This window comes from Vibrio sp. qd031, from assembly GCF_002100145.1.
Lineage (GTDB): Bacteria > Pseudomonadota > Gammaproteobacteria > Enterobacterales > Vibrionaceae > Vibrio.
The window spans coordinates 384,655-405,481 of sequence record NZ_JXQD01000018.1; the positions used below are offsets into that span (position 1 = coordinate 384,655).

Consider the following 20,827-nt stretch of genomic DNA (forward strand, 5'->3'; position numbering starts at 1 on the left):
CTGGAAACTCATCATAAGTAAGCCATACTGAAACATCGCTACTAAAGTACGCGTAAACAACCACTTTGAGGACTACAATGACGTCAATGAATTCAAGGTGGCGATGGCTCGAAACGCTATGTTTATCTCAGCTCTTAGCGATCATTGCGTTTGCGACCTCTTTCCCCACATGGGCAAACTCAGGGCTCAATCAAGACCTCCATGTGCAGCACTACCCAGATATCATGCTGCCTACACCAAAAGATTCTATCAACCTGGTCAGTTTGAATTTGGCTCATGGGCGCAAGACTAATGTGAGCCAAATCCTTACTTCTAAAGACCAAATAGAAAAAAACTTAGCACGGGTTAGTCAATTTTTAATAGAGGTTGACGCCGACATCGTGGCGTTACAAGAAGCGGATTTACCGTCTTGGTGGAGTGGTGATTTTGACCATGTTAGTTACATTGCGCACCGCTCTGGTCACTATCAATCTGCTCACACCTCTCACGTCAAAAGTTGGTTCGGGCAATATGGCACGGCGGTATTGTCAAAACATGAAATCTACTACGCGGAAGGTGTGACATTCTCACCATCATTTCCGACAACGCGAAAAGGGTTCACACTGATTGAAGTAAAATGGGAAACAACCGATGGACCGGTAATGCTTGATGTTGTCTCTTTGCATATGGACTTTCTTCGTGAGGCAGTCAGAAAGCAGCAGCTGCAAGAGTTGACTAACGTGTTGATCGATCGCGGAAATCCTCTCGCTATTATGGGGGATTTCAACAGTGCCGATATTGCGAAAAGATTGGTGTCATCACGTATCGATCACCACCTGCATACTTATCAAGCGGATATCGATACCCTAAACACCTACAATGAGAAGAGGCTAGACTGGATCATTCTGTCCGACGATTTGGTATTCAATCAGTTTACCGTGAGCCCTTTTGTCATGTCGGATCATAAAGCGATCATCGCCAATATTAGCCTTGCACCCTAATGGGTTTAACACTGGCGAATACCCGCTTACTTTGACGCGATCACCGCTCCATTAATAAATACTTAGCATGAAATTTTAAGTGCTGATCAATAAAGCTAGAAATAAAGTAGTAGCTATGATCGTACCCATGCTGCATGTGCACAGTGACATCAGAATCCCACTCGTTCGCCGCTTTTATCAACCGTTCGGGACTCAGTTGCTCTGCCAAAAAATTATCTGCATCCCCTTGGTCAACCAAAATAGGTAGCTCAGACTTAGCCCTTTTGAGAAGCTCACAACTGTCATACTCTCGCCATAACTCCAGATTCTCGCCTAAGTAAGCCGAGAACGCCTTTTTACCCCAAGGTACATTCATTGGATTGCAGATTGGGCTAAACGCCGATATTGAGCGATACCGATGGGGATTCTTTAGGCCAATCGTAATTGCACCGTGCCCGCCCATACTGTGGCCAGAAATGGATTTTTTACTCGATACTGGAAAGTGCTCTTCGATCAGCTGCGGCAGTTCTTGAGTAATGTAGTCGTACATCTGGTAGTGCTGAGACCACGGCTCTTGTGTTGCGTTAACGTAGAACCCTGCCCCTTGTCCTAAATCGTAGCTGTCATCGTCCGCAACTTCATCACCACGAGGGCTGGTATCGGGCGCTACTATCGCAATGCCCAGCTTTGCGGCCATTTTAAAGGCACCGGCTTTTTGCATAAAGTTTTCGTCAGTACAGGTTAAACCGGATAGCCAGTAGAGCACTGGAACTGGCTTAGCGGTCGTCGCCCCTATAGGCAAGAAGAGCGCGAAGCGCATTTCGCACCCCAACACTTCTGAGTCATGGGTGTACTGTCTATGCCAACCGTCACACACTCGATTTTGACTTACATTCTTCATTTTTTTACATCCATAAGCTTTGAGATTACCGGTGAACCGGTAATCTCTGACTGAATCTGTCCTTATTGATCCATATGGATCACAGTGCGAATACTCTTTCCTTCGTGCATTAGGTCAAACGCTTGGTTTACATCCTCAAGCCCCATGGTATGAGTGATGAACTCTTGAAGGCCGAAATCACCAGCCATGTAGCGTTCAACAATTTCCGGTAATTCAGAGCGGCCTTTTACGCCACCAAAGGCACTTCCGCGCCATACGCGACCGGTCACTAACTGAAATGGCCGAGTAGAAATCTCTTGGCCAGCGCCTGCCACACCAATGATCACCGACTCTCCCCAGCCCTTATGACAACATTCTAACGCTTGACGCATTACGTTGACATTGCCGATGCACTCAAATGAATAGTCTACTCCGCCATCAGTCATATCGACGATGGCTTCTTGTATCGGTTTATCGAGCTTTTGTGGGTTAATCATGTCTGTTGCGCCCAACTGTTGGGCCAATTCAAATTTGCTCTCATTGATGTCCACACCAATAATTCGACTCGCTCCGGCCATGCGCGCGCCAATAATGGCAGACAAGCCTATGCCGCCTAACCCAAAGATGGCAACAGTTGCACCCTCTTCAACCTTGGCGGTGTTGAGTACTGCGCCCATACCGGTGGTTACGCCGCAACCCAATAAGCACACTTCTTCTAGCGGAGCTTGTTGGTTCACTTTGGCCAATGAGATTTCTGGCAACACCGTGTATTCAGAAAATGTCGAACAGCCCATGTAATGGTAAATGGTTTCTCCGTTAATCGAGAATCGGCTGGTGCCATCCGGCATCAGTCCTTTACCTTGTGTTTCACGTACTGCCTGACACAAGTTCGTTTTACCTGAGAGGCAAAACTTACACTCTCCGCATTCTGCTGTATAAAGTGGAATTACGTGATCGCCGACCGCAACGCTAGTCACCCCTTCGCCCACCATTTCGACGATGCCACCACCTTCATGGCCCAAAATGGCAGGGAAAATACCTTCAGGATCGTCACCAGATAACGTAAATGCATCTGTGTGGCATACACCGGTCGCCACAATTCTTACTAATACCTCACCTTTTTTAGGCAGCTCGACGTCCACCTCTTCTAAAGTCAAAGGTTTACCCGCCTCCCAGGCTACTGCAGCTTTAGATTTGATGGTTTTCTGGCCAGGCTTAAGTGAAAGTGTCATCTGATTTTCCTTTGAGAGTACATAGAGTATTTGAATAGTATAGACATTTCTCAGGATCTGATTAGCCGCCTATTTTACAAATCATTATTACAAATACGTAATAATGATTTATTCTATAGCTATAGATAATACGGAATAGATATAATGAGTCATTGGGAAGGAGTGACAGAATTTGTCGCGGTAGCAGAATCCACCAGCTTTACGACTGCGGCTCGTAAGTTGTCGACATCCGTTGCTCAAGTAAGCCGCAGAGTCGCCCAACTCGAGCAACGATTAGCGGTTAAACTGCTCCACCGCACCACGAGAAAAGTGACTCTGACTGAGGCCGGACAACTCTACTTCGATACTTGTAAACAATTGGTCGAAGGTTTAGATCACGCCGAAAGGCTAGTCACTCAAATGCAAGCCTCGCCAAAAGGTCTAATAAAAGTCACCGCCCCAGTGACCTATGGAGAAACCCATATCGCCCCACTCATGAATCAGTTCTTAAATGATTACCCAGCGGTTGAGTTAGAACTTCTTTTAACCAACCAAAAATTGGATTTGATTGAAGATAGCATTGATGTGGCAATTCGCCTTGGTCGACTTGCGGACTCCACCTTAAGAGCAAAGCGTCTCGCAGATCGCCAACTGTATGTCTGCGCAAGCCCAGCCTACATTGAAAAGCATGGCTGCCCTCACGCATTATCTGACCTCACACAACATCAATGCTTAATCGGATCCAACGATTACTGGCGCTTCCATGAAAAAAATACCCCTAAAACGCTTAAAGTTAACGGGCGAATCAAATGCAACAGTGGTGTTGCTCTTCGCGGTGCTGCTATGAGTGGACTAGGGTTGGTTCAGCTACCCGATTATTATGTTGAACATGATTTGGAGTCGGGATCGCTTGTCGAAGTATTGAGGGATTTTAGAGATAAAAAAGAGGGGGTATGGGCGCTGTATCCAGAAAATCGTCATCTTTCTCCAAAAGTACGCTCCTTGATCGATTTTTTAGCCGAACACTTAGGTGATTCTGAACTAGAAAACACAACATCTCTATCAGAGTAATAAGCAGAGCTAATAACCTTGATAGTAAATAGTCATTTCATTTATTGTCTAATTGCGGGTCTAATAGCCAGCGTTGCCAAAAACTGCACCATGCTGTTATTGATTGAAAGGTTGAACAAAAATGAAATGTACGCGCTTACTGGTTCTTTTAATGAGTCTCACCTCTACGCAACTCTTCGCCAATACCATTCACTTCTCACCTGAAGTTAAAACTGGACCTTACATCGGGTCGGGATTTTCTGGATACGGTATACAACTGGGGTTACGTGACGTTTACAATATGGAGTCAATTTATCTTTCATACACCGATACTCAAGCACAATTTCTTTTGATCGATGAAGACCAAATCACCACTTACAGGATTGGTGCGCAAATGAATATACCGCGCAATCCCTATACTTCATTTCAAGTAGAAGTAGGCTACGCCACTTATAATGGTACGAGAAATTATTGGGGTTCTGACAACCCTACGCTTGAACAGAGCGGACTCAGCACTTCCATCGCCGGAGTCGTAGCACTCAACGATAATTTTGCCCTTAAACTGGGTATGGATCTTAATTTTCTAGACAAAAAGTCGACCTACTTGTCCTATTCAGTCGCCCCTACCTATTCAACGGGCTTGATCCTGTCATTTTAAGGGTTACCAACAACATAGCGTTGTACAGAACTGAAAAAAAGGCCTAGGCATCTTAGATGCGTAGGCCTTCTTGTTATTTAATTGTGGTCAAAGCGATTAGTTGACTTCAACCACTATTTTGCCTCGAGTGCGACCAGATTGGCTTTGCAAGTGTGCCTCTGCAATGGTCTCTAGGGTAAAACGATGTTCAATAATTGGGCGCAGTTTATCTTCGTCGACAAGAATATTTAACTCTTCCAGAATACGACGGCTTGGCTCAATAAACACAAACGCTGAACGGGCATTATTGGCTTTCGCAACAGACTCATCCGGCTGATCCACAACCGACACCAAAATTCCGTTGTCTTTTAGCAGTGCCCAAGAGTTTTGTTGAATTTCCCCACCCATGGTATCCAGGACGATATCCACCGCATCAATCTGCTCGGCAAGTGGCGCTTTTGAATAATCGACCGCCTGATCCGCGCCAAGCTCTTTAAGCAATGCTTGATTGCTTGCTGATGCCGTAGCAACAACGACCGCACCTTTAGCTTTAGCAATTTGAATGGCTAAGTGCCCAACGCCACCAGCGCCTGCATGCACCAGTACACGTTGCCCAGGCTGCACGTCGGCGACGTCTACCAAGCACTGCCATGCTGTAATTCCTGCTAGCGGCAGTGCAGCTGCTTGAGAAAAGTCGAGTTTTGGTGATTTTAGAGCGACTTCTTCTGCTTTTACCGCAATAAACTCTGCGTAGCTTCCGTCACGATGAATCGCAGGGCGGCTAAACACTTCGTCGCCCACTTTGATATCCGTTACATCAGCACCCACTTCAGTCACAATGCCGGCAACGTCCAAGCCAAGCGTCACCGGTAATTCATAAGGTACGAACGCTTGCAGATACCCTTCACGGACTTTCCAATCGACTGGGTTTATTGATGCGGCGTTTACCTGAATCAAAACATCATCATCGTTGATGGTTGGTTTATCTATTGTGTCCAATTTTAGGGTGTCTACACCGCCATATTGGTGAATTCTAACTGCGCGCATAAAACTTTCCTTATTGAGTAAACGGTTTATTTGGTTCGGTATTAATCAACCTTAGGTGTCACCTTAACTCAAAATTAAATTGCATGCAAACCAATTGTGCACAATTTAATTTTAAGTTTAATTAAACATGAACCTGTCGGGATTAGTAGGTTGGTTTGCTCTAGCGTCAACCAGCCAATGATTCAGACAAAAAAAAGGGCTAAACGGAAACCATCTAGCCCTTAACTAGGCCAAGCTTAATGGCCTAACCCTACACAATGTTTCACACTTCTAGCTATCTATAATGCTTAGTAACTATGGCTAAGGTCATACACCCTTAAGCTACGAGATAAGCTTTCTAGATCATCGCCAAGATAGCGAACCGTTTTGGTCTGATTTGGCAATAACGTAAAGCTTGAGTCACTGAAACGACCATCACCATCGTGTTCTAGGTGAACAAACAATGCTGGCCTATCCGTTGAGATACTGATGCTATCTCCTTCTCTTACTACCTTTAAGTCAGTCTTTTCTACCGCCACATTTTTTAGCTCTGGAATAGGGAACCATGTGTTTTGTACAGGTGCTCCGTCGCACTCTATTTCGGCGAAGAAAAATCCGAGTTCTCGGCGATCAGCCCAGTCCGATTTATCCAAGGACCACACTAGATCGTTGCCATCGGCTTTAACCTGCTCGGCCCAATCCCATCGTCCGAGTTCTTCACCTGACCAGCTCATCCATACTACTTGCCCAGAGACATCTTCGGTATGGCGAGTGTTATTGCTTAAGCGCAGCGTCAATGCGTCCTCTGTCTCATGGAACGGAATATACAGAGGAGAGAAGAAACGTTTTGCATGGTAGTGGAGCTGCTTCCAACGACCGCTGTATTCAATGCTCGACCATGAGCTGACCGGCCAGTTATCATTCAATTGCCAGTAGAGCATGCCCCGACACGTTGGACTTTGAGAGCGCCAATATTCACACCCTGTTTTGATCGCAATGGCTTGCTGAACCTGACTCATATACAGCATTTGCTCAAAGCTGGCTGGGAAACGGAAATAACGGGTAAACATCTCCGTCATGATGCTATTGCCACTGTGATTTTTTTGATGGCTCTCAAACGTTGGTGACGTCACGTTCCAATCGGATTCAGGCACAAATCGCTTAACTTCAGCTAGAGACGGCCAAGATTGATAACCAAATTCAGAACAGAAACGAGGCTGAATGTCTAAGTAAGCGCTGAACGAAGACCCAGAGTGCCAAACATCCCAAAAGTGCATATCGCCGCGGGTATCATCGTGCCAAGCATCTCCGTAATCCAAATCACCGTTACATGGAGAACTTGCCCAAAAACGTCGACTAGAATCTTCTTGCATCACGGTTTCCGCAATTTTTCGACTTAATCTATCGTAGTTTACTGTGTATTTTGTTCGATTCGCTTTGGACTCAGGATACCAGCCAATTGCACCAATAACTTCGTTATCGCCACACCACAAGGCGATACAGCAATGGTCTCGCAAGCGGCGAATTTGATCGCGAAGCTCTGGGACCACATCTGCCACAAATTCGTCGGTAGAGGGATACAATGCGCAAGAGAACATCATGTCCTGCCACACCATCAAGCCGTATTCGTCACACAGATCGTAAAACAGTTCAGATTCGTATTGACCACCACCCCACACACGGATCATATTCATATTGACGTCGACAGCACTTTGCAACAAAGCGCGATACCGTGACTCTGACTCGTTCGATGGCATCGCATCGACTGGGATCCAGTTGGCCCCTTTGGCGGTGATTGGGAACCCGTTGACCTGAAACTCCATCGATGAGCCAACAGCGTCTTCCGAGGTGTTTAGAACCAATTTACGTAGGCCAATGCGTTTGGTAATCACTTGCCGATCTAACTCGACACTAAGGTCATACAGCGGTTGCTCGCCATAACCTGCTGGCCACCATAACTTAGGTTCAGCAATCGCAAAGCTAACCTTGGTTTCACCTGACTTGTCGCAAGTGACAGTCTTAGAGTGCTCACTAAATGCCACACTCACCTGCGCATCAATATCCGCTTCATGAGTAACAGAGACTTCAACCGTCACGCTACCGTCTTCGTTCCAGAACTGATCGGTCGTTACACGTTCGAGTGCGATGGTGTGAATAGTAGAAACGGTGATGGCGTCATAAATACCCGACACCATCAAGCAAATTCCCCAGTCCCAACCTGCATGACATTGCGTTTTTCGCAGTAAGTTCATATGCGGGATTTGATTGTTGCTGCCCATTGACGACGGGATAGGAAACGGCAATCGTTCTGCTCTCGCTTTGCCTTCGAGATCAGCACGCGCAAATTCCACGCTAATGGTGTTTTTTCCCTCACAGAGAAAGGGCTTAATGTCGACCTTGTAGTGCCGGAACATATTGCTACACGATAAAACAGGCTGACCATTAATCGAAATCTCTGCCAACGTATCGACGCGGCTTAGTTTCATTTCGATGGCGCGAGCCTCTAAATGCGCGGCACCCGCGTCAAACTCTTTTTCAATCATCCACTGAGCTTCGCCCACCCACTGCACGTCTTTTTCGTTTGTGCCGATGTAGGGATCGGGTATGAGACCCGCTTTAAATAATGCAGAGTAATTATCCCCTGGTAACGACATTGGAATGGCAATGTGAGGATGCTGAGGCGAACGAAGAGTCCACTCGCCGTTGAGTTCAATCGAGGACATTAAGCTTCTCCAGTTTAGTGAATGGGAGTCAATTTGATGTTGCGATAGTAAAGTCGGTCCCCATACCCCACTGTGAAGTAGAGCACGCTTTGTTCCAAACTCAGTCCAATCCAACAGAAATGGAGAAGCCTAGCACAACGAATTTTATTGCCATGAAACTACCATGAAACAAAGATCGAGGGTTCTCGAACTATTGAGTCTAGTTGCTTGCTGAGATCATGCGCTCAATTATCAACCTTGCTTACAACTTGTTACCTGTATGTGACTGTAGTGTTTGACTTACACGTGTTCGCTGATATTCTAGTGAACACGTGTAAGCTGAAACAAACATTATTCGGAGAATCTGTGAGCACCCAACGTCCGCCACTGCTGTGGCTCAATATCTTTGTCTTTGTGACAAGCTTAGTCTTGGCCCTAATTGTGACGCCATGGTATGCCTATAATTACGGTTTGGGATGGGCGCACTTAGTGTGGTTCATCATTGCGTTTAGTTTCACTAATCTGTCCATCACTGCTGGCTATCACCGCTTATGGAGTCATAAAACCTATCAAGCAAGCCCACTATTACGAGGCATTTTTGCTATTGGTGGTGCGTTCTCTATGCAGAACAGTGCCTTACATTGGTCATCAGACCATCGTGAACACCACAAACACGTTGATCATGACACCAAAGATCCTTATTCAGCCTCGCGTGGTTTTTGGTATTCGCACATTGGTTGGATGCTTCGCGACTATAACGAGGCCACTTATTCAGAATACAAAAACTGCCGCGATCTTAAAAAAGACAGTATTGTTCAATGGCAGCACAAGTATTATGTGCCGCTGACACTGGCAACTAACTTTGGTATTCCGATTGCTTTAGGTGTTATCCATCAGGACATTATTGGTATGTTCCTAGTAGTGGGTGCCGTGCGCCTATTTTTAAGTCATCACACCACATTTTTTATTAACTCATTGGCACACATTTGGGGTAAGCAAACCTTTACCGACAAAAACTCAGCACGCGACAATGGGGTACTGGCTTTCTTTACCTTTGGCGAGGGTTATCATAACTTCCACCACTTATTTGAGAATGACTACCGTAACGGTATCGACTGGTGGCACTACGATCCCACCAAGTGGCTAATTAAGGCCTGTTCGTGGGTTGGATTAGCGGAAAAACTACGTACTACTCCTAAACTCAAGATCGAGAAAGCGCGCGCAGCGATGTTACTGCACAAAGCTCAACTTAAGTTGAATGCAATGAACGCTTGTCCGACTTTGAAAACTAAGTTGGAACAAGAATTTGATACGCTGATTGCGAGTATGAGTGACTATTACGATAGCAAAAAGCAGTTACTGCAAAACAAAAAGCAACAAGTCGTAGAGAGTTACGAGATGTCGCTGCTGGTGTTGCGCCACCAACAACTCAAACAACAATTTGAAATACAAAAGCAGCTGTGGCAAAGCAGCATCAAGCGCTATGCTTAACAGATAATACCTAATAGCAATACAGAGACTGGAGCGAACAAGGAGATACCTTGTTCGCTCTTTTTTTGGGCATTAACGACATGTGTCTACTTCTATCTCGGTTTATGGGTAAGATGTCGCGACTCGATTGGGCTATGCCAAAGTCACTTTTGTGGATTTGGATGCTGACGATTATTCATCCATGATCACTTGAAACCCACCGTAAATTAAACGACTGCTATCAAACGGCAGTTCCATTTCTTGCATCTCTGGATCGGAAAACAGCTTAGACATCCCCTCATCCCTCACTGCTTTAGACGGCCAGATCACCCAAGACAAAACAACCGTTTCGTTTGGCTGGCACTGCACAGCCATTGGCATCGAGGTTAAATCCCCTTCTGGTAAGTCGTCCCCCCAATTTTCGACGACCCTAACTGCACCATACTTCTTAAAAAGCACCGCAGCTTGCTTGGCATGATCGAGATAGCCGCGTTGGTCATGCTTTGGTACGGCCGCCATAAATGCATCGATATATTCCATTCCCACCTCTCATTGTGTGTGATGTTGAGCTAAGTTATGTCGAGATAAGTCATATCGAGCTAAGTATAGTGAGCTATTAGCATTTTTCCTGTCATCGACTCAGCTACCGATGAATCTCACCGATGCGCTATCACCTCACCACCGCAAGGCACTATATTGGTGCATTAACGCACTAGCGTGGCACAATACTTAAACTTTATACAGACGAAACCCTCTATCTCATCTATAAATGTTAATATTTTGCACCAAAAAGGAAGTCACTAAATTGCATAAAATCATATGGATAGATAAATACGCACCGAGAAAGAACATTTAAGCAACAATTTTGGTGCAACTGGTATAGAACTTGCTCCCATAGTTGGTACAAATAGAAATCCACACAAAAGCAGTGAGTTATGGACAACATTAGTGATGCGATCGGTGTGATCGCTCAAAGCGCAAACACTTTATTTATTTTACTAGGCGCCATTATGGTGCTCGCCATGCACGCCGGGTTCGCTTTTTTAGAAGTCGGTACCGTGCGACATAAAAACCAAGTCAATGCCTTGGTTAAAATCATCGCCGATTTTGGCTTTTCAGCAGTGGCCTATTTCGTTATTGGCTATCAGATCGCTTACGGCAGCAACTTTTTTGCTGGAGCAGAGGCCCTGACGCAAGACAACGGCTATGAATTGGTTAAGTTTTTCTTCCTATTGACCTTTGCAGCAGCCATTCCCGCCATCGTGTCTGGTGGTATTGCAGAACGAGGTAGCTTCAGACCTTTCCTAGTTGCATCAGCCCTCATTGTTGCCTTTGTGTATCCTGTATTCGAAGGCATTATCTGGAACGGTAATTTAGGATTTCAAGCCTGGCTTGGCGACACCTTTGGCGCTGAGTTCCACGACTTTGCAGGCTCAATCGTTGTCCACGGGATGGGAGGCTGGCTGGCTTTAGTTGCGATATACATATTAGGTGTGCGTAAAGGGCGTAAGCCTGGTATTGCCTTTGCTCCTTCTAACATTCCGTTTCTTGCATTAGGTTCTTGGGTGCTGATCGTTGGTTGGTTTGGCTTTAACGTCATGTCTGCTCAAACCATGGATGGCATCAGTGGCTTAGTTGCAGTAAACAGTTTAATGGCCATGGTGGGCGGAACCTTGGTCGCTTTAGTCGTTGGTAAGAATGACCCCGGCTTTATTCACAATGGACCTTTAGCCGGATTGGTTGCAGTCTGTGCCGGCTCCGATCTTATGCATCCAGTAGGTGCGTTTGTCGTGGGTGGTGTTGCCGGTGCCCTCTTTGTGATGGTATTTACCAAATTGCAGCGCAGCACCAAAATCGATGACGTGCTAGGTGTGTGGCCACTTCACGGGCTATGTGGTTTATGGGGTGCAATTGCAGCGGGTATTTTCGGTCAACAAGCCTTGGGCGGCCTAGGCGGCGTTAGCTTAATATCACAAATTGTAGGCTCAATTGCCGGTATTGCAGTCGCACTTATTGGTGGTGCTATTGTTTATGGTGCGGTCAATGCGATTTCAAGTTTACGATTGAGTGAAGAAGACGAGTTCATTGGTGCCGACTTAGCGATCCACAAAATTGGGTCGACTAACAAAGACAAGTAAACCTACCGTTACTCAAAACAAAAACAAAGCCCTAGGCATTTTACCTAGGGCTTTTTGATCTTTATTAATCCCTAACGTTGATAGGCTGGGTAATCAATGAGTCCAACTTCCCCACCCCCAAACAGCGTATTAGGATCATGTTCAGCCAGTGGATAGTTGTTTTGGATCCGCGCAGGCAAGTCTGGATTCGCCACAAAAGGTCGACCAAATCCAATCATGTCGGCTAACCCATCATTGATGGCTTGAGCACCTTTTTCACCGTTATAGCGACCTGCATAGATCAACACACCTTGGAAAGCTTTGCGAAGTGCGCGTTTAAATGAAACTGGGGTGTCTGGTGCATCGTCCCAATCAACTTCGGCAATATGCAAGTAACCAATTTGGTGGCGGTTTAATAATTCTGCCGCACCAATGTACGTCTCGATTGGGTCTGCATCGACAGTGCCATTAAGCGTTGTAAGTGGGGCTAAACGCACACCTACTCGCTCTTTGCCAATGGCTTCAACCATCGTCGCAACAACTTGGTCAAGAAAGCGAAGGCGATTGTCTAAACTGCCACCATATTCATCGGTTCGATTATTTGCTTCAGAATCTATGAACTGATTCACCAGGTAACCATTGGCTGCGTGTAACTCTATTCCATCAAAACCCGCCTCCACTGCATTGAGGGCGGCTTGACGAAACTGGGCAACAACTTGGTCAATCTCATCTTTAGTCATTTCTCGAGGCACAGTCACATCGACAAATCCAGGTTCGGTTGTCCCGTTGTCAACAAACACTTTCACATTGTCTGCTTTTATCGCAGACGATGAGATTGGCTGCTCACCGCCGATATTGTCAGGGTGAGTCACGCGGCCTACATGCCATAACTGAGCAAAGATGACGCCGCCTTTAGCATGGACTTCACTGGTGACTTTTTTCCATCCCTCAATTTGCTGAGGAGAATAGATTCCCGGTGTCCAGGCATACCCTTTGCCCATAGGCGAGATTTGAGTTCCCTCGGAAACGATCAATCCTGCCGATGCGCGCTGACCGTAATAAGTCGCCATCATGTCGTTAGGTACATCACCAGGTTGACTGGCGCGTGAGCGTGTCATTGGTGGCATTACAATGCGGTTTTTGAGCGCTAAGCTACCCAAATGTATCGGTTGAAAAAGAGACGTAGTCATTGGTCTATCCTTATAAAGAATCTAAGCTGATACTAGCAGACCACGGCTGTTTCATTAACTGCACTAATAACAAATTGCTTTTGTGAAATATGCAACAAACAAAGAATGATTGTATTGATCTCTGGTGCATTAGACCAACTGCCCCTATAATCTCAGCCTCATCAATAACAAGGTAATAAAATGAAAATTTGTGGTGTTGAAATTAGTGGTAATGACGCGATAGTAAGCCTGCTTACACTGTCCGAGGGCGTCTTTAACATTCCTGATTGCCGAGTCGCTAAAGTGTCGATTGGTGATGCAAACGACACTCAGAAAATGAAAGATTTTCAATTCTCATTTGCCAAGTTAATGCAAGACTACCAAGTCGATCGTGTGGTCATTCGCCAGCGTCAAACCAAAGGCAAATTTGCCGGTGGTGCTGTAGGCTTTAAGTTAGAAGCCGCTATCCAACTCATCGACGGTTTAAAAGTCGATGTGATTAGCCCTGCAGAGATCAAAGAAGGTCTAAAGCGCAATCCACTGTTGGTTCCTTTTAAAGAAACCGGATTGAAGCAATACCAAGAGCCCGCCTTTACGGTTGCTTACGCCTGCATCATGAAATAACCGCTAGCGGCCCGCCTCACGATATGAGGCACTGTGCATTAAAAAAAATGGTCCAATCATTCGATTGGACCATTTTTTTTAATGCACAGTGTCCAAAATGACTCATACCAATCTGAGGATTCTATATCCGCTAGTATGATGGCGGAATTAGCGCTTTCTAGGCTTGCCTTGAAACTGCTTACTGCTGTTTTTGTTTTGAGTGCGACGGTTGGCCTTTTTATCTCTTGGCGCTCGCTTACTTTCCCCCGTCGAGGGGGTATCTGTTACCGGAAAATTATCCAGTGTCTGCAAGGGCAAAGTACGCTCTGTTAACACGCGAATCGCGTCCAGAGCCGCCATTTCGCCGTGGCAAACCAACGAAAGGGCCATGCCCTTTTTACCCGCTCGAGCGGTGCGCCCAACACGGTGCACATACACCTCAGAGTGCTGAGGAAGCTCAAAATTAACAACAACTGGCAGATCCGAAATATCAATCCCCCTTGCCAGAAGATCGGTGGCAATCAGAACCGAGACCGTCCCTTTTTTAAACTCAGCAAGCGTTTGTTCACGCTCTTGTTGAGACTTATTGCCGTGAAGAGCGCTAGCAGAAATACCCGCTCTCACTAATTTTTTGGTGAGCTTATCGGCATTCTCTTTTGCGCCAATAAATACCAATACTTGCGACCACTGGTGCAGCCTTACAAGTTCAATCAAGACATTCGGCTTACTGCCTTTATTAACCAAAAATAGCGACTCTGACACTTGTTCAGTGACGCTGTTCTTCTGATGCGCAGTGATCCGTTTAGGACTGATTTGAATTTGCGCCGCGTTACTTTCTAATTCATCTGAAAACGTCGCAGAAAACAGTGCAGTTTGACGCTGTGACGAGGTGAGCTTTGCGATAGCTTGCACATCTTTCCAAAATCCCATGTCTAATAGTCTGTCTGCTTCGTCTAAAACAAGGTGGTTTACATTCGCTAAGTTGACCACACCTTCTGTAACGAAATCCAGTAGCCGCCCCGTGGTTGCGACTATGACTTGAGCGCCAACGTTTAACGCTTGTTGCTGCTCCGCTTTATCGACGCCACCACACAGACAAATGACCTTAAGCCCTAACGCCTTAGCGAGTGGAGCCAATGCCGTGGTCACTTGTTGCGCCAACTCTCGAGTCGGCACCAATATCAGTGCCTGATGGGAAATAGCGTTTTTGTCTTCGTCAGCATGACTGGCAGACTGACTCAGCAGTTGTATTAATGGCAAGCCATACGCTAGCGTCTTACCGCTGCCTGTGTTCGCCAACGCCAGTACATCGTGAAGGCTTAGTAGATCTGGGATCACCAATCTTTGGATGGCTGTGGGCTCTGAAAATTGGCTAGGGAGTGCTTGAATAAGCGCGGGACTCAGAGACAGCGAATCAAATGACATAGCAATACCTTACAAAGTAAATAAAGCCAATGCTGGAAAATGAGCCCTGACTTAAACTAGAGAAATCCACAGCGTAAGCCACGGCATCATATTAGAACAGGAGTCTGGTACGTTCTCAACGAAAAACCGTCAACATGGCAATCGCGATGAACGCTACGATACGATTTGTAGCAAATTTCGACGCTATGCATAAACGCCTACCAATTGATTTATTAGCCTTTATTTATGGATGTTTTTTCTGTGCCATCGCTCACTATGACGCGAATAACAAATGTACGGCGGTCACAAAATCAGCGAGCAACTGAGAGTCTAGTAAACAGCCGTTGATCGATAACGCTGTTTACCCTAACTAAAGGAAGATTGTGGCTACAATGCGATGATTGAGCCACAATAACTCATGCCATTAAGTGCTTTACTGCTCCGTTGCTTTCTGAGCCGATCGCTCTAAAACTAAGCGCTCTTGTGCACCTTGCTTGAGTTCATGCAGCTGTTCTATGAGTCCTTGCTTATCCACCAAAGGGTGCTCTTGAGCCTCGTTACCCAAATCGATTTTTTGGCTCGCTTCTGTCATACCGTTACTAAACGGGTGAGCAGTAAGGTGCACCGTTATAGGGTTGACGTCATCGTTAACCAAACCTTCAATCCGTTCAACGCTTTGAATGTAAGCTTCTACCTGCTCTGGCCCATCTATGGCGTTTAACCCTAGACCACCAATAGAGATAGCACGGTAACCCTTATCGCCGTCACTTACATCAAATACATAAGACGCAGTTCCCCAAGTGTGGCCTGGTGTGCTGAGTAAAGTGAACTCTTTCCCACCAACGGTAAAAGTGTCACCGTCTTCAGCCACAATGTCTACTTCTGGAAGAAATTCGCTGTTCCAAAACACTCTCGGCTTTTTATTCACATCTTCAAAGGACTCTTTCCACCCTTCTTCAGTCATCACAAATCGAGCATCGGTAAACTGTTTAAACAGACTCGCGCCCCCAATGTGGTCGAAATGACCATGAGTCATGAGTATTAACTTAATGTCTTCGGGTTTAACGCCGACACTTTCTATGTTGCGTAACAGTTGCTCTGCAAACGGTCCCGTCAGTGTGTCAATCAATACCGCGCCCTCATCGGTTTTGATAAGCCAAGATGACACCCAGCAAACCCCGACGTAGTAAACATCATCGAACGCTTCATAGGGTTCAATATATTGTGATTGCGCATTATTCAACCAACGGTTTAGCTCGCGGTCCATCTTGCCGGTACGGCCAAATTCGGTAAATGCTAAATTAATCGTCGAAGATGGGCATCCTTGCAAAGCATCTGGTGTTAAAGGGGAGGCAGCGTAAACACTTGAACTCAAAATACAGCACAGAGCCATGAAATTTCTTAATACTTTACTCATTACTTATCGTCTCAATTACGAATTTTGAGGTATTATCGTTGCTGTAACCGTACAGATAAACCGCATAAATCGCTCTTTTGAGTTGCATAAATCGAACATATTAGGAAGGTAAAATGGACAAACTCACTGGTATGCGAGTATTTACTGAAGTTGTCAATTTAGGAAGCTTAACCGCTGCTGCTGATAAACTTGATATGTCTCGCTCTATGGCAACTCGCTACCTTGCATCACTCGAGCGGTCGCTTGGCGTAAAACTGCTTAGCCGGCATGGCAGAAGCATGAAAATTACTAGTGCAGGCGAAGAAGTTCTTCCATACTATCGGCAAATGCTGTCTCTCAATGAAGATGTCTCCTATCTGACAAATAACGATACAGCAGAGCCACAAGGGGCAATTCGAGTTGCCTGCAGCGTGTCTTTCGGCCAGTCCCATATTGCAGAGTCGATACGTCGATTTCTGGCCACGTATCCAAAGGTTTCAGTGGAACTGATTCTAACCGAGCGAAAAATAGACCTAGCCAAAGAGTCATTTGATATTGTAATTCAAATCGGAGTTGAACAAGATATTAGAATGGTGGCTCGAGAGCTTACGACTTGTCACTCAATCGTATGTGCAGCGCCATCGTACACAGAATCACACGGTACGCCAACACAACCGAGTCACCTGATAACACATAACTGTTTGATGCACGTTGGTCTAGGCAATAACTGGTCGTTGCAAAATCAAACTGAGGCAGAGCAGCCCATTGATGTGTCTGTATCAGGCCAATTCAAATCCAATGATGTGATGGTGCTACTAAAAGCGGCAATTGCGGGAGAAGGTATAGCTTGCCTACCTTCAATAATTATTCAACCGTATATCGATCAGAACAAACTAACCCCACTGTTAGAAGAATACGTAATGGAAGATTTGGCCGTTAATCTACTATATCAATCGCGAAAGCATCTCGCTAAACGAGTCCACAAGTTAATTGACTTTTTAGTGGAGGAGTTTTGTTTCAGCAAGTAAAAACACAAAAAAAAGAGGCCATAGAATGGCCCCTTTCAGTACACGATTAGCGTGCGAGTCTCACTAAGTATTCACGCAGACTCTGCGAAATACATCGTTGAACGATTAAAGCTTACTCGTAATCAGTCGCGTAAGTTTCTTCATAGGTGTGAGAGTAAAGCTCAAACAAGTTACCAAACGGGTCTTCTAGGTAAACCATTTTAGCTGGTTTGTTGTCGTCTTCTGGGTGGTAACGCATGATATCCATACGAACCTTGCCACCAAACTCTTCAGTGCGCTTCATAACAGTTTCGAAGTCATCAGTTTGAAGACAGAAGTGGAAAATACCCAGGCGAGAGAAGTCAACGTTGTGACGTTCTTGGCGCTCTTTCATTTCAAACAGTTCAACACCAATACCGTCGGTAGTGACTAGGTGAGCGATATTGAAGCCTTTAAAACCTTCACCAAATACTGCGATACACATACGGCCAATTGCAGACTCGCGCTCTTCGATAACTTTGGTGTTGTTCATAACAATTTTAAGACCAAGAACCTTGGTGTAAAATTCAACAGCCTGGTCCATATCGCCAACCATAATGCCTACGTGATTCATTTTCATATTCTTGCTCCAACTATTCGTGTGTTTGTTTCGATGAAGAGAGTATAGTCGGACGAAAAAATTAAATGAAATTATCAATTTTTCTAAAAATGATAATATTTACTTATCATTGAAAGCATTGATGAAATTAGTATTAGAGTTCAGCGTTCCAATCTTCAGGATTAGTCAGCGACGATTGGCCAGTGTATTTCTCAGCTCGCACGTCTTGTGGATTATAGATGGCACAGGTTTCCAGCGACAAGCATCCACACCCTATACAACTGCCTAGATCTTGTTGCAGTGCCTTCATTTGCAAGATCTTATGCTGCAATTGCGCCTGCCATTGGGCCGCCATGTTATCCCACTGTTTACGCGTAGGCGCCTGATGCTTTGGAAGCGCCTGCAATGATGTGGCAATCTCATCCAATGATAACCCCACCTCTTGCGCCGCCTTAATGACAGCGAGTCGACGAATAACGCTACGATGATAGCGCCGCTGATTGCCTTGGTTTCTCCAACTATGAATTAAGCCTTTCTTTTCGTAAAAATGTAGCGCAGAGACTGCCATACCTGAACGCTTTGCCGCTTCACCCACACTGATTTCCATATACACCTCGTTCACCGTAAAAAACTGCTTTACCTAAAGTTAACTTTAGGTATTAGAGTAGCAACAAATCTGAGTCATTGAGAACAATGTATGAAAAATAAAACTCTACCCTATTTAGCAGGCCGCTTTTTTGATGGAATCTCGTCTGGGCTTTTTATGATGGCCTTGCCTTGGTTGATGTTAAAAAGCCCACCAAAAGCCGTTCCATTTGAGTTGGGCACCTTTGTGGCGCTGGTTGCGCTGTCGTGTACCGCGCTATCATTTTTGCTCACGCCGATATTTTCGACAGTTATTGATAGGCACTCTAGAAAACAATTGTTGGTCCTTGTGCAAATTGTCCAAGCCACCACTGCTGGCGTAGTGTTGGTGTCGTTTAGCTTAGGAGCGGATTCGTTGTGGTTGCTGGCGCTGGCTCAGTTAATTTTTTGGGTCACCAGTAATCTTGCGTGGACCGCCAATAACGCCTTTACTCAAGAGAACTATCGACCAGAAGAGTATGCCAGTATCTCAGGCAAGCAAGAGATCATACTTCAAGGAACAACCCTAGGCGCGGGAGCATTAGGCATTGCACTTTTGGAAGTGTGGAGCATTATAGAATTCTCGGCTTTTGCTGCATTGGCATCAGCCCTATCGACAATAAGCTATATGATCACCCCATATCAGCAACAGTTGCGTACGTCGACACGCCACTCGTTTACTTCCCAAATGATAGAAAGCAAAGCCATTATCACTGGAAACCCCAGATTTTATGCCTATCTCATGCTCTCTGCGATCTCCTATCCGGTGCTGACCTATTTGGGTAAGTTGGTACCGGTATGGTTTGCTCAGCAAGGCATATCGGGGCAGTGGCTTGCTGGCTATAGCATGTCATTTGGACTGGGAGCCCTTCTTACTGGACTGGTCGTTACGCGTTTACTGGGGATGTTCTCGCTTCCCAAAACCATGCTGTATGCGATGGCGTTTAGCGCTGTTATGGTTATGGGTATGAGTGGTGCCCCCCACCCTGCGTTTATCTTAGGGTTTGCTTTCCTATTCGGGTTATCGAACGCGCTTAACCGTATTGCACGCACCAATTGGATGCATGTCACCATCAAGATTGAACAGCGCGGACGCGCTGACGGCGCATTACAACTCTTTGCCACATTTGTACAAAGCAGTAGCTATGTCATTATCGCTCTACTGAGCCACTATGGGGTTACTCAATATGGGTTTGCGGTAGCAGCGGCGACAATGCTTTTTGCGGTTGCCTTAATGAAATGGCTAACCCGTGTCGCCAACTACAATGAACAAGAATTGGTTAATACTGCGGCATAACTGACAGGGCGAAATCGAGCGAGCAAGTCTCCTAGCGCGCCAACAATATTGCTGACGCAATAGCTTCTATCCTATGAATTACGCATCAATCACTCGCCGAATTCTCTTCAAAACCCGCCCACTATCTCGCCGATAAAATGAGTAGAGGTCGCGTTTTGATTGGGATTTCGCTACTCTAGCGTTTTCGTTACGAGGCCAGATCATTGCTCAACAAAAGCCACTTAAAACAACAACTGCTCGACACACTGACCAAGCAAAGAGACGTCGCTTTTTCTGCCGCAAGTGATGCGCATAACGACGCCACCCATGAACAGAGTGTGGCTGAAACTCAGTACGACACCGTCGGTTTAGAAGCAGCCTATTTGGCCCATGGACAGTCGCAGCGTGTGGCTGAGTTTGACACCATGATCAATCAGCTAACTGCCATGAGCCCAAAAGATTTTAGCGAACTGGATGAAGTCGCTATTGGCGCGCTCATTACCCTAGACGGTAGCCAACAATTTTGGCTTATGCCGATGTGTGGTGGGTATAAACTGGACGGCGGAAAAATTGTTGTGGTCACGCCACTTGCACCATTGGGCAAAATGCTTATTGGTGCAGAAGTAGGTGACACCCTTAAAAATGAAAAAGTGATCACCGGCATCGCTTAAGTCATGAGCGACAAAGCGATGCCTAAT

The 20,827-nt window shown here is 45.8% G+C and carries 19 protein-coding genes; 9 read left to right on the top strand and 10 right to left on the bottom strand.

The window, feature by feature from the left end:
- The first annotated feature begins 86 nt into the window (after positions 1-86).
- On the top strand, positions 87-980 hold the full coding sequence (locus ST37_RS07585) for an endonuclease/exonuclease/phosphatase family protein (RefSeq protein ID WP_206780099.1): 894 nt from the start codon (positions 87-89) through the stop codon (positions 978-980).
- Positions 981-1,020: 40 nt separating this feature from the next.
- On the opposite strand, the gene fghA is transcribed toward ST37_RS07585, so the two are convergent.
- Both fghA and ST37_RS07595 read right to left on the bottom strand, forming a co-directional pair.
- Positions 1,021-1,860 (bottom strand): S-formylglutathione hydrolase, encoded by an 840-nt coding sequence (fghA, locus tag ST37_RS07590; protein WP_084885113.1) that lies wholly within the window; start codon positions 1,858-1,860, stop codon positions 1,021-1,023.
- A gap of 62 nt (positions 1,861-1,922) precedes the next feature.
- Positions 1,923-3,071, bottom strand: a complete 1,149-nt coding sequence (locus ST37_RS07595; protein WP_084885115.1) for an S-(hydroxymethyl)glutathione dehydrogenase/class III alcohol dehydrogenase — start codon at positions 3,069-3,071, stop codon at positions 1,923-1,925.
- A gap of 144 nt (positions 3,072-3,215) precedes the next feature.
- On the opposite strand from ST37_RS07595, the gene ST37_RS07600 reads away from it, so the two are divergent.
- Together ST37_RS07600 and ST37_RS07605 are read left to right on the top strand one after the other, a co-directional pair.
- Positions 3,216-4,121, top strand: a complete 906-nt coding sequence (locus tag ST37_RS07600) for a LysR family transcriptional regulator (RefSeq protein WP_084885117.1) — start codon at positions 3,216-3,218, stop codon at positions 4,119-4,121.
- 121 nt (positions 4,122-4,242) lie between these two features.
- Positions 4,243-4,758: a hypothetical protein gene (locus ST37_RS07605; RefSeq protein WP_084885119.1), complete on the top strand. Its 516-nt coding sequence runs from the start codon at positions 4,243-4,245 to the stop codon at positions 4,756-4,758.
- A 96-nt stretch (positions 4,759-4,854) separates the two neighbouring features.
- On the opposite strand, the gene ST37_RS07610 is transcribed toward ST37_RS07605, so the two are convergent.
- Together ST37_RS07610 and ST37_RS07615 are read right to left on the bottom strand one after the other, a co-directional pair.
- Positions 4,855-5,784 (bottom strand): NADP-dependent oxidoreductase, encoded by a 930-nt coding sequence (locus tag ST37_RS07610; protein WP_084885120.1) that lies wholly within the window; start codon positions 5,782-5,784, stop codon positions 4,855-4,857.
- A 287-nt stretch (positions 5,785-6,071) separates the two neighbouring features.
- Positions 6,072-8,486: a glycoside hydrolase family 2 protein gene (locus ST37_RS07615; RefSeq protein ID WP_084885122.1), complete on the bottom strand. Its 2,415-nt coding sequence runs from the start codon at positions 8,484-8,486 to the stop codon at positions 6,072-6,074.
- 345 nt (positions 8,487-8,831) lie between these two features.
- On the opposite strand from ST37_RS07615, the gene ST37_RS07620 reads away from it, so the two are divergent.
- Positions 8,832-9,956 carry a fatty acid desaturase gene (locus ST37_RS07620; RefSeq protein WP_084885260.1) on the top strand — a complete coding sequence of 375 codons (1,125 nt, stop codon included), beginning with the start codon at positions 8,832-8,834 and terminating at the stop codon, positions 9,954-9,956.
- 171 nt (positions 9,957-10,127) lie between these two features.
- On the opposite strand, the gene ST37_RS07625 is transcribed toward ST37_RS07620, so the two are convergent.
- On the bottom strand, positions 10,128-10,475 hold the full coding sequence (locus ST37_RS07625; RefSeq protein WP_084885124.1) for a DUF1428 domain-containing protein: 348 nt from the start codon (positions 10,473-10,475) through the stop codon (positions 10,128-10,130).
- A 395-nt stretch (positions 10,476-10,870) separates the two neighbouring features.
- On the opposite strand from ST37_RS07625, the gene ST37_RS07630 reads away from it, so the two are divergent.
- Positions 10,871-12,073, top strand: a complete 1,203-nt coding sequence (locus tag ST37_RS07630) for an ammonium transporter (protein ID WP_084885126.1) — start codon at positions 10,871-10,873, stop codon at positions 12,071-12,073.
- A gap of 71 nt (positions 12,074-12,144) precedes the next feature.
- On the opposite strand, the gene ST37_RS07635 is transcribed toward ST37_RS07630, so the two are convergent.
- The gene (locus ST37_RS07635) at positions 12,145-13,242 is read right to left on the bottom strand and encodes an alkene reductase (protein WP_084885128.1); all 1,098 of its coding nucleotides are present in this window, start codon (positions 13,240-13,242) and stop codon (positions 12,145-12,147) included.
- A gap of 180 nt (positions 13,243-13,422) precedes the next feature.
- Between ST37_RS07635 and ST37_RS07640 the strand changes: the two genes are divergently transcribed.
- A complete protein-coding gene (locus ST37_RS07640) occupies positions 13,423-13,845 on the top strand; it encodes a DUF3010 family protein (protein WP_084885130.1) in 423 nt (140 codons plus the stop codon).
- Positions 13,846-13,992: 147 nt separating this feature from the next.
- Here ST37_RS07640 and ST37_RS07645 read toward each other — a convergent pair whose 3' ends face one another.
- Complete coding sequence (locus ST37_RS07645) at positions 13,993-15,249, bottom strand: DEAD/DEAH box helicase (protein WP_084885132.1); 1,257 nt, start codon at positions 15,247-15,249, stop codon at positions 13,993-13,995.
- A gap of 412 nt (positions 15,250-15,661) precedes the next feature.
- The gene (locus ST37_RS07650) at positions 15,662-16,645 is read right to left on the bottom strand and encodes an MBL fold metallo-hydrolase (protein ID WP_084885134.1); all 984 of its coding nucleotides are present in this window, start codon (positions 16,643-16,645) and stop codon (positions 15,662-15,664) included.
- A gap of 113 nt (positions 16,646-16,758) precedes the next feature.
- Between ST37_RS07650 and ST37_RS07655 the strand changes: the two genes are divergently transcribed.
- Complete coding sequence (locus tag ST37_RS07655) at positions 16,759-17,652, top strand: LysR family transcriptional regulator (RefSeq protein ID WP_084885136.1); 894 nt, start codon at positions 16,759-16,761, stop codon at positions 17,650-17,652.
- A gap of 112 nt (positions 17,653-17,764) precedes the next feature.
- Here ST37_RS07655 and ST37_RS07660 read toward each other — a convergent pair whose 3' ends face one another.
- The gene (locus tag ST37_RS07660; protein ID WP_084885138.1) at positions 17,765-18,250 is read right to left on the bottom strand and encodes a VOC family protein; all 486 of its coding nucleotides are present in this window, start codon (positions 18,248-18,250) and stop codon (positions 17,765-17,767) included.
- A 133-nt stretch (positions 18,251-18,383) separates the two neighbouring features.
- Positions 18,384-18,836, bottom strand: coding sequence for a redox-sensitive transcriptional activator SoxR (gene soxR / locus ST37_RS07665; protein ID WP_084885141.1), 453 nt, complete (start codon positions 18,834-18,836; stop codon positions 18,384-18,386).
- Positions 18,837-18,926: 90 nt separating this feature from the next.
- Here soxR and ST37_RS07670 point away from each other — a divergent pair, with 90 nt between their 5' ends.
- Both ST37_RS07670 and ST37_RS07675 read left to right on the top strand, forming a co-directional pair.
- On the top strand, positions 18,927-20,150 hold the full coding sequence (locus tag ST37_RS07670; RefSeq protein WP_084885142.1) for an MFS transporter: 1,224 nt from the start codon (positions 18,927-18,929) through the stop codon (positions 20,148-20,150).
- A gap of 203 nt (positions 20,151-20,353) precedes the next feature.
- Positions 20,354-20,800: a hypothetical protein gene (locus ST37_RS07675; protein WP_084885144.1), complete on the top strand. Its 447-nt coding sequence runs from the start codon at positions 20,354-20,356 to the stop codon at positions 20,798-20,800.
- Positions 20,801-20,827 lie beyond the last annotated feature (27 nt).

Bases quoted from the DNA above. Each gene is read 5' to 3' on its own strand.
- ST37_RS07585 (WP_206780099.1), top strand. From the start codon at position 87: ATGAATTCAAGGTGGCGATGGCTCGAAACGCTATGTTTATCTCAGCTC.
- fghA (WP_084885113.1), bottom strand. From the start codon at position 1,860: ATGAAGAATGTAAGTCAAAATCGAGTGTGTGACGGTTGGCATAGACAG.
- ST37_RS07595 (WP_084885115.1), bottom strand. From the start codon at position 3,071: ATGACACTTTCACTTAAGCCTGGCCAGAAAACCATCAAATCTAAAGCT.
- ST37_RS07600 (WP_084885117.1), top strand. From the start codon at position 3,216: ATGAGTCATTGGGAAGGAGTGACAGAATTTGTCGCGGTAGCAGAATCC.
- ST37_RS07605 (WP_084885119.1), top strand. From the start codon at position 4,243: ATGAAATGTACGCGCTTACTGGTTCTTTTAATGAGTCTCACCTCTACG.
- ST37_RS07610 (WP_084885120.1), bottom strand. From the start codon at position 5,784: ATGCGCGCAGTTAGAATTCACCAATATGGCGGTGTAGACACCCTAAAA.
- ST37_RS07615 (WP_084885122.1), bottom strand. From the start codon at position 8,486: ATGTCCTCGATTGAACTCAACGGCGAGTGGACTCTTCGTTCGCCTCAG.
- ST37_RS07625 (WP_084885124.1), bottom strand. From the start codon at position 10,475: ATGGAATATATCGATGCATTTATGGCGGCCGTACCAAAGCATGACCAA.
- ST37_RS07630 (WP_084885126.1), top strand. From the start codon at position 10,871: ATGGACAACATTAGTGATGCGATCGGTGTGATCGCTCAAAGCGCAAAC.
- ST37_RS07635 (WP_084885128.1), bottom strand. From the start codon at position 13,242: ATGACTACGTCTCTTTTTCAACCGATACATTTGGGTAGCTTAGCGCTC.
- ST37_RS07640 (WP_084885130.1), top strand. From the start codon at position 13,423: ATGAAAATTTGTGGTGTTGAAATTAGTGGTAATGACGCGATAGTAAGC.
- ST37_RS07645 (WP_084885132.1), bottom strand. From the start codon at position 15,249: ATGTCATTTGATTCGCTGTCTCTGAGTCCCGCGCTTATTCAAGCACTC.
- ST37_RS07650 (WP_084885134.1), bottom strand. From the start codon at position 16,645: ATGAGTAAAGTATTAAGAAATTTCATGGCTCTGTGCTGTATTTTGAGT.
- ST37_RS07655 (WP_084885136.1), top strand. From the start codon at position 16,759: ATGGACAAACTCACTGGTATGCGAGTATTTACTGAAGTTGTCAATTTA.
- ST37_RS07660 (WP_084885138.1), bottom strand. From the start codon at position 18,250: ATGAAAATGAATCACGTAGGCATTATGGTTGGCGATATGGACCAGGCT.
- soxR (WP_084885141.1), bottom strand. From the start codon at position 18,836: ATGGAAATCAGTGTGGGTGAAGCGGCAAAGCGTTCAGGTATGGCAGTC.
- ST37_RS07670 (WP_084885142.1), top strand. From the start codon at position 18,927: ATGAAAAATAAAACTCTACCCTATTTAGCAGGCCGCTTTTTTGATGGA.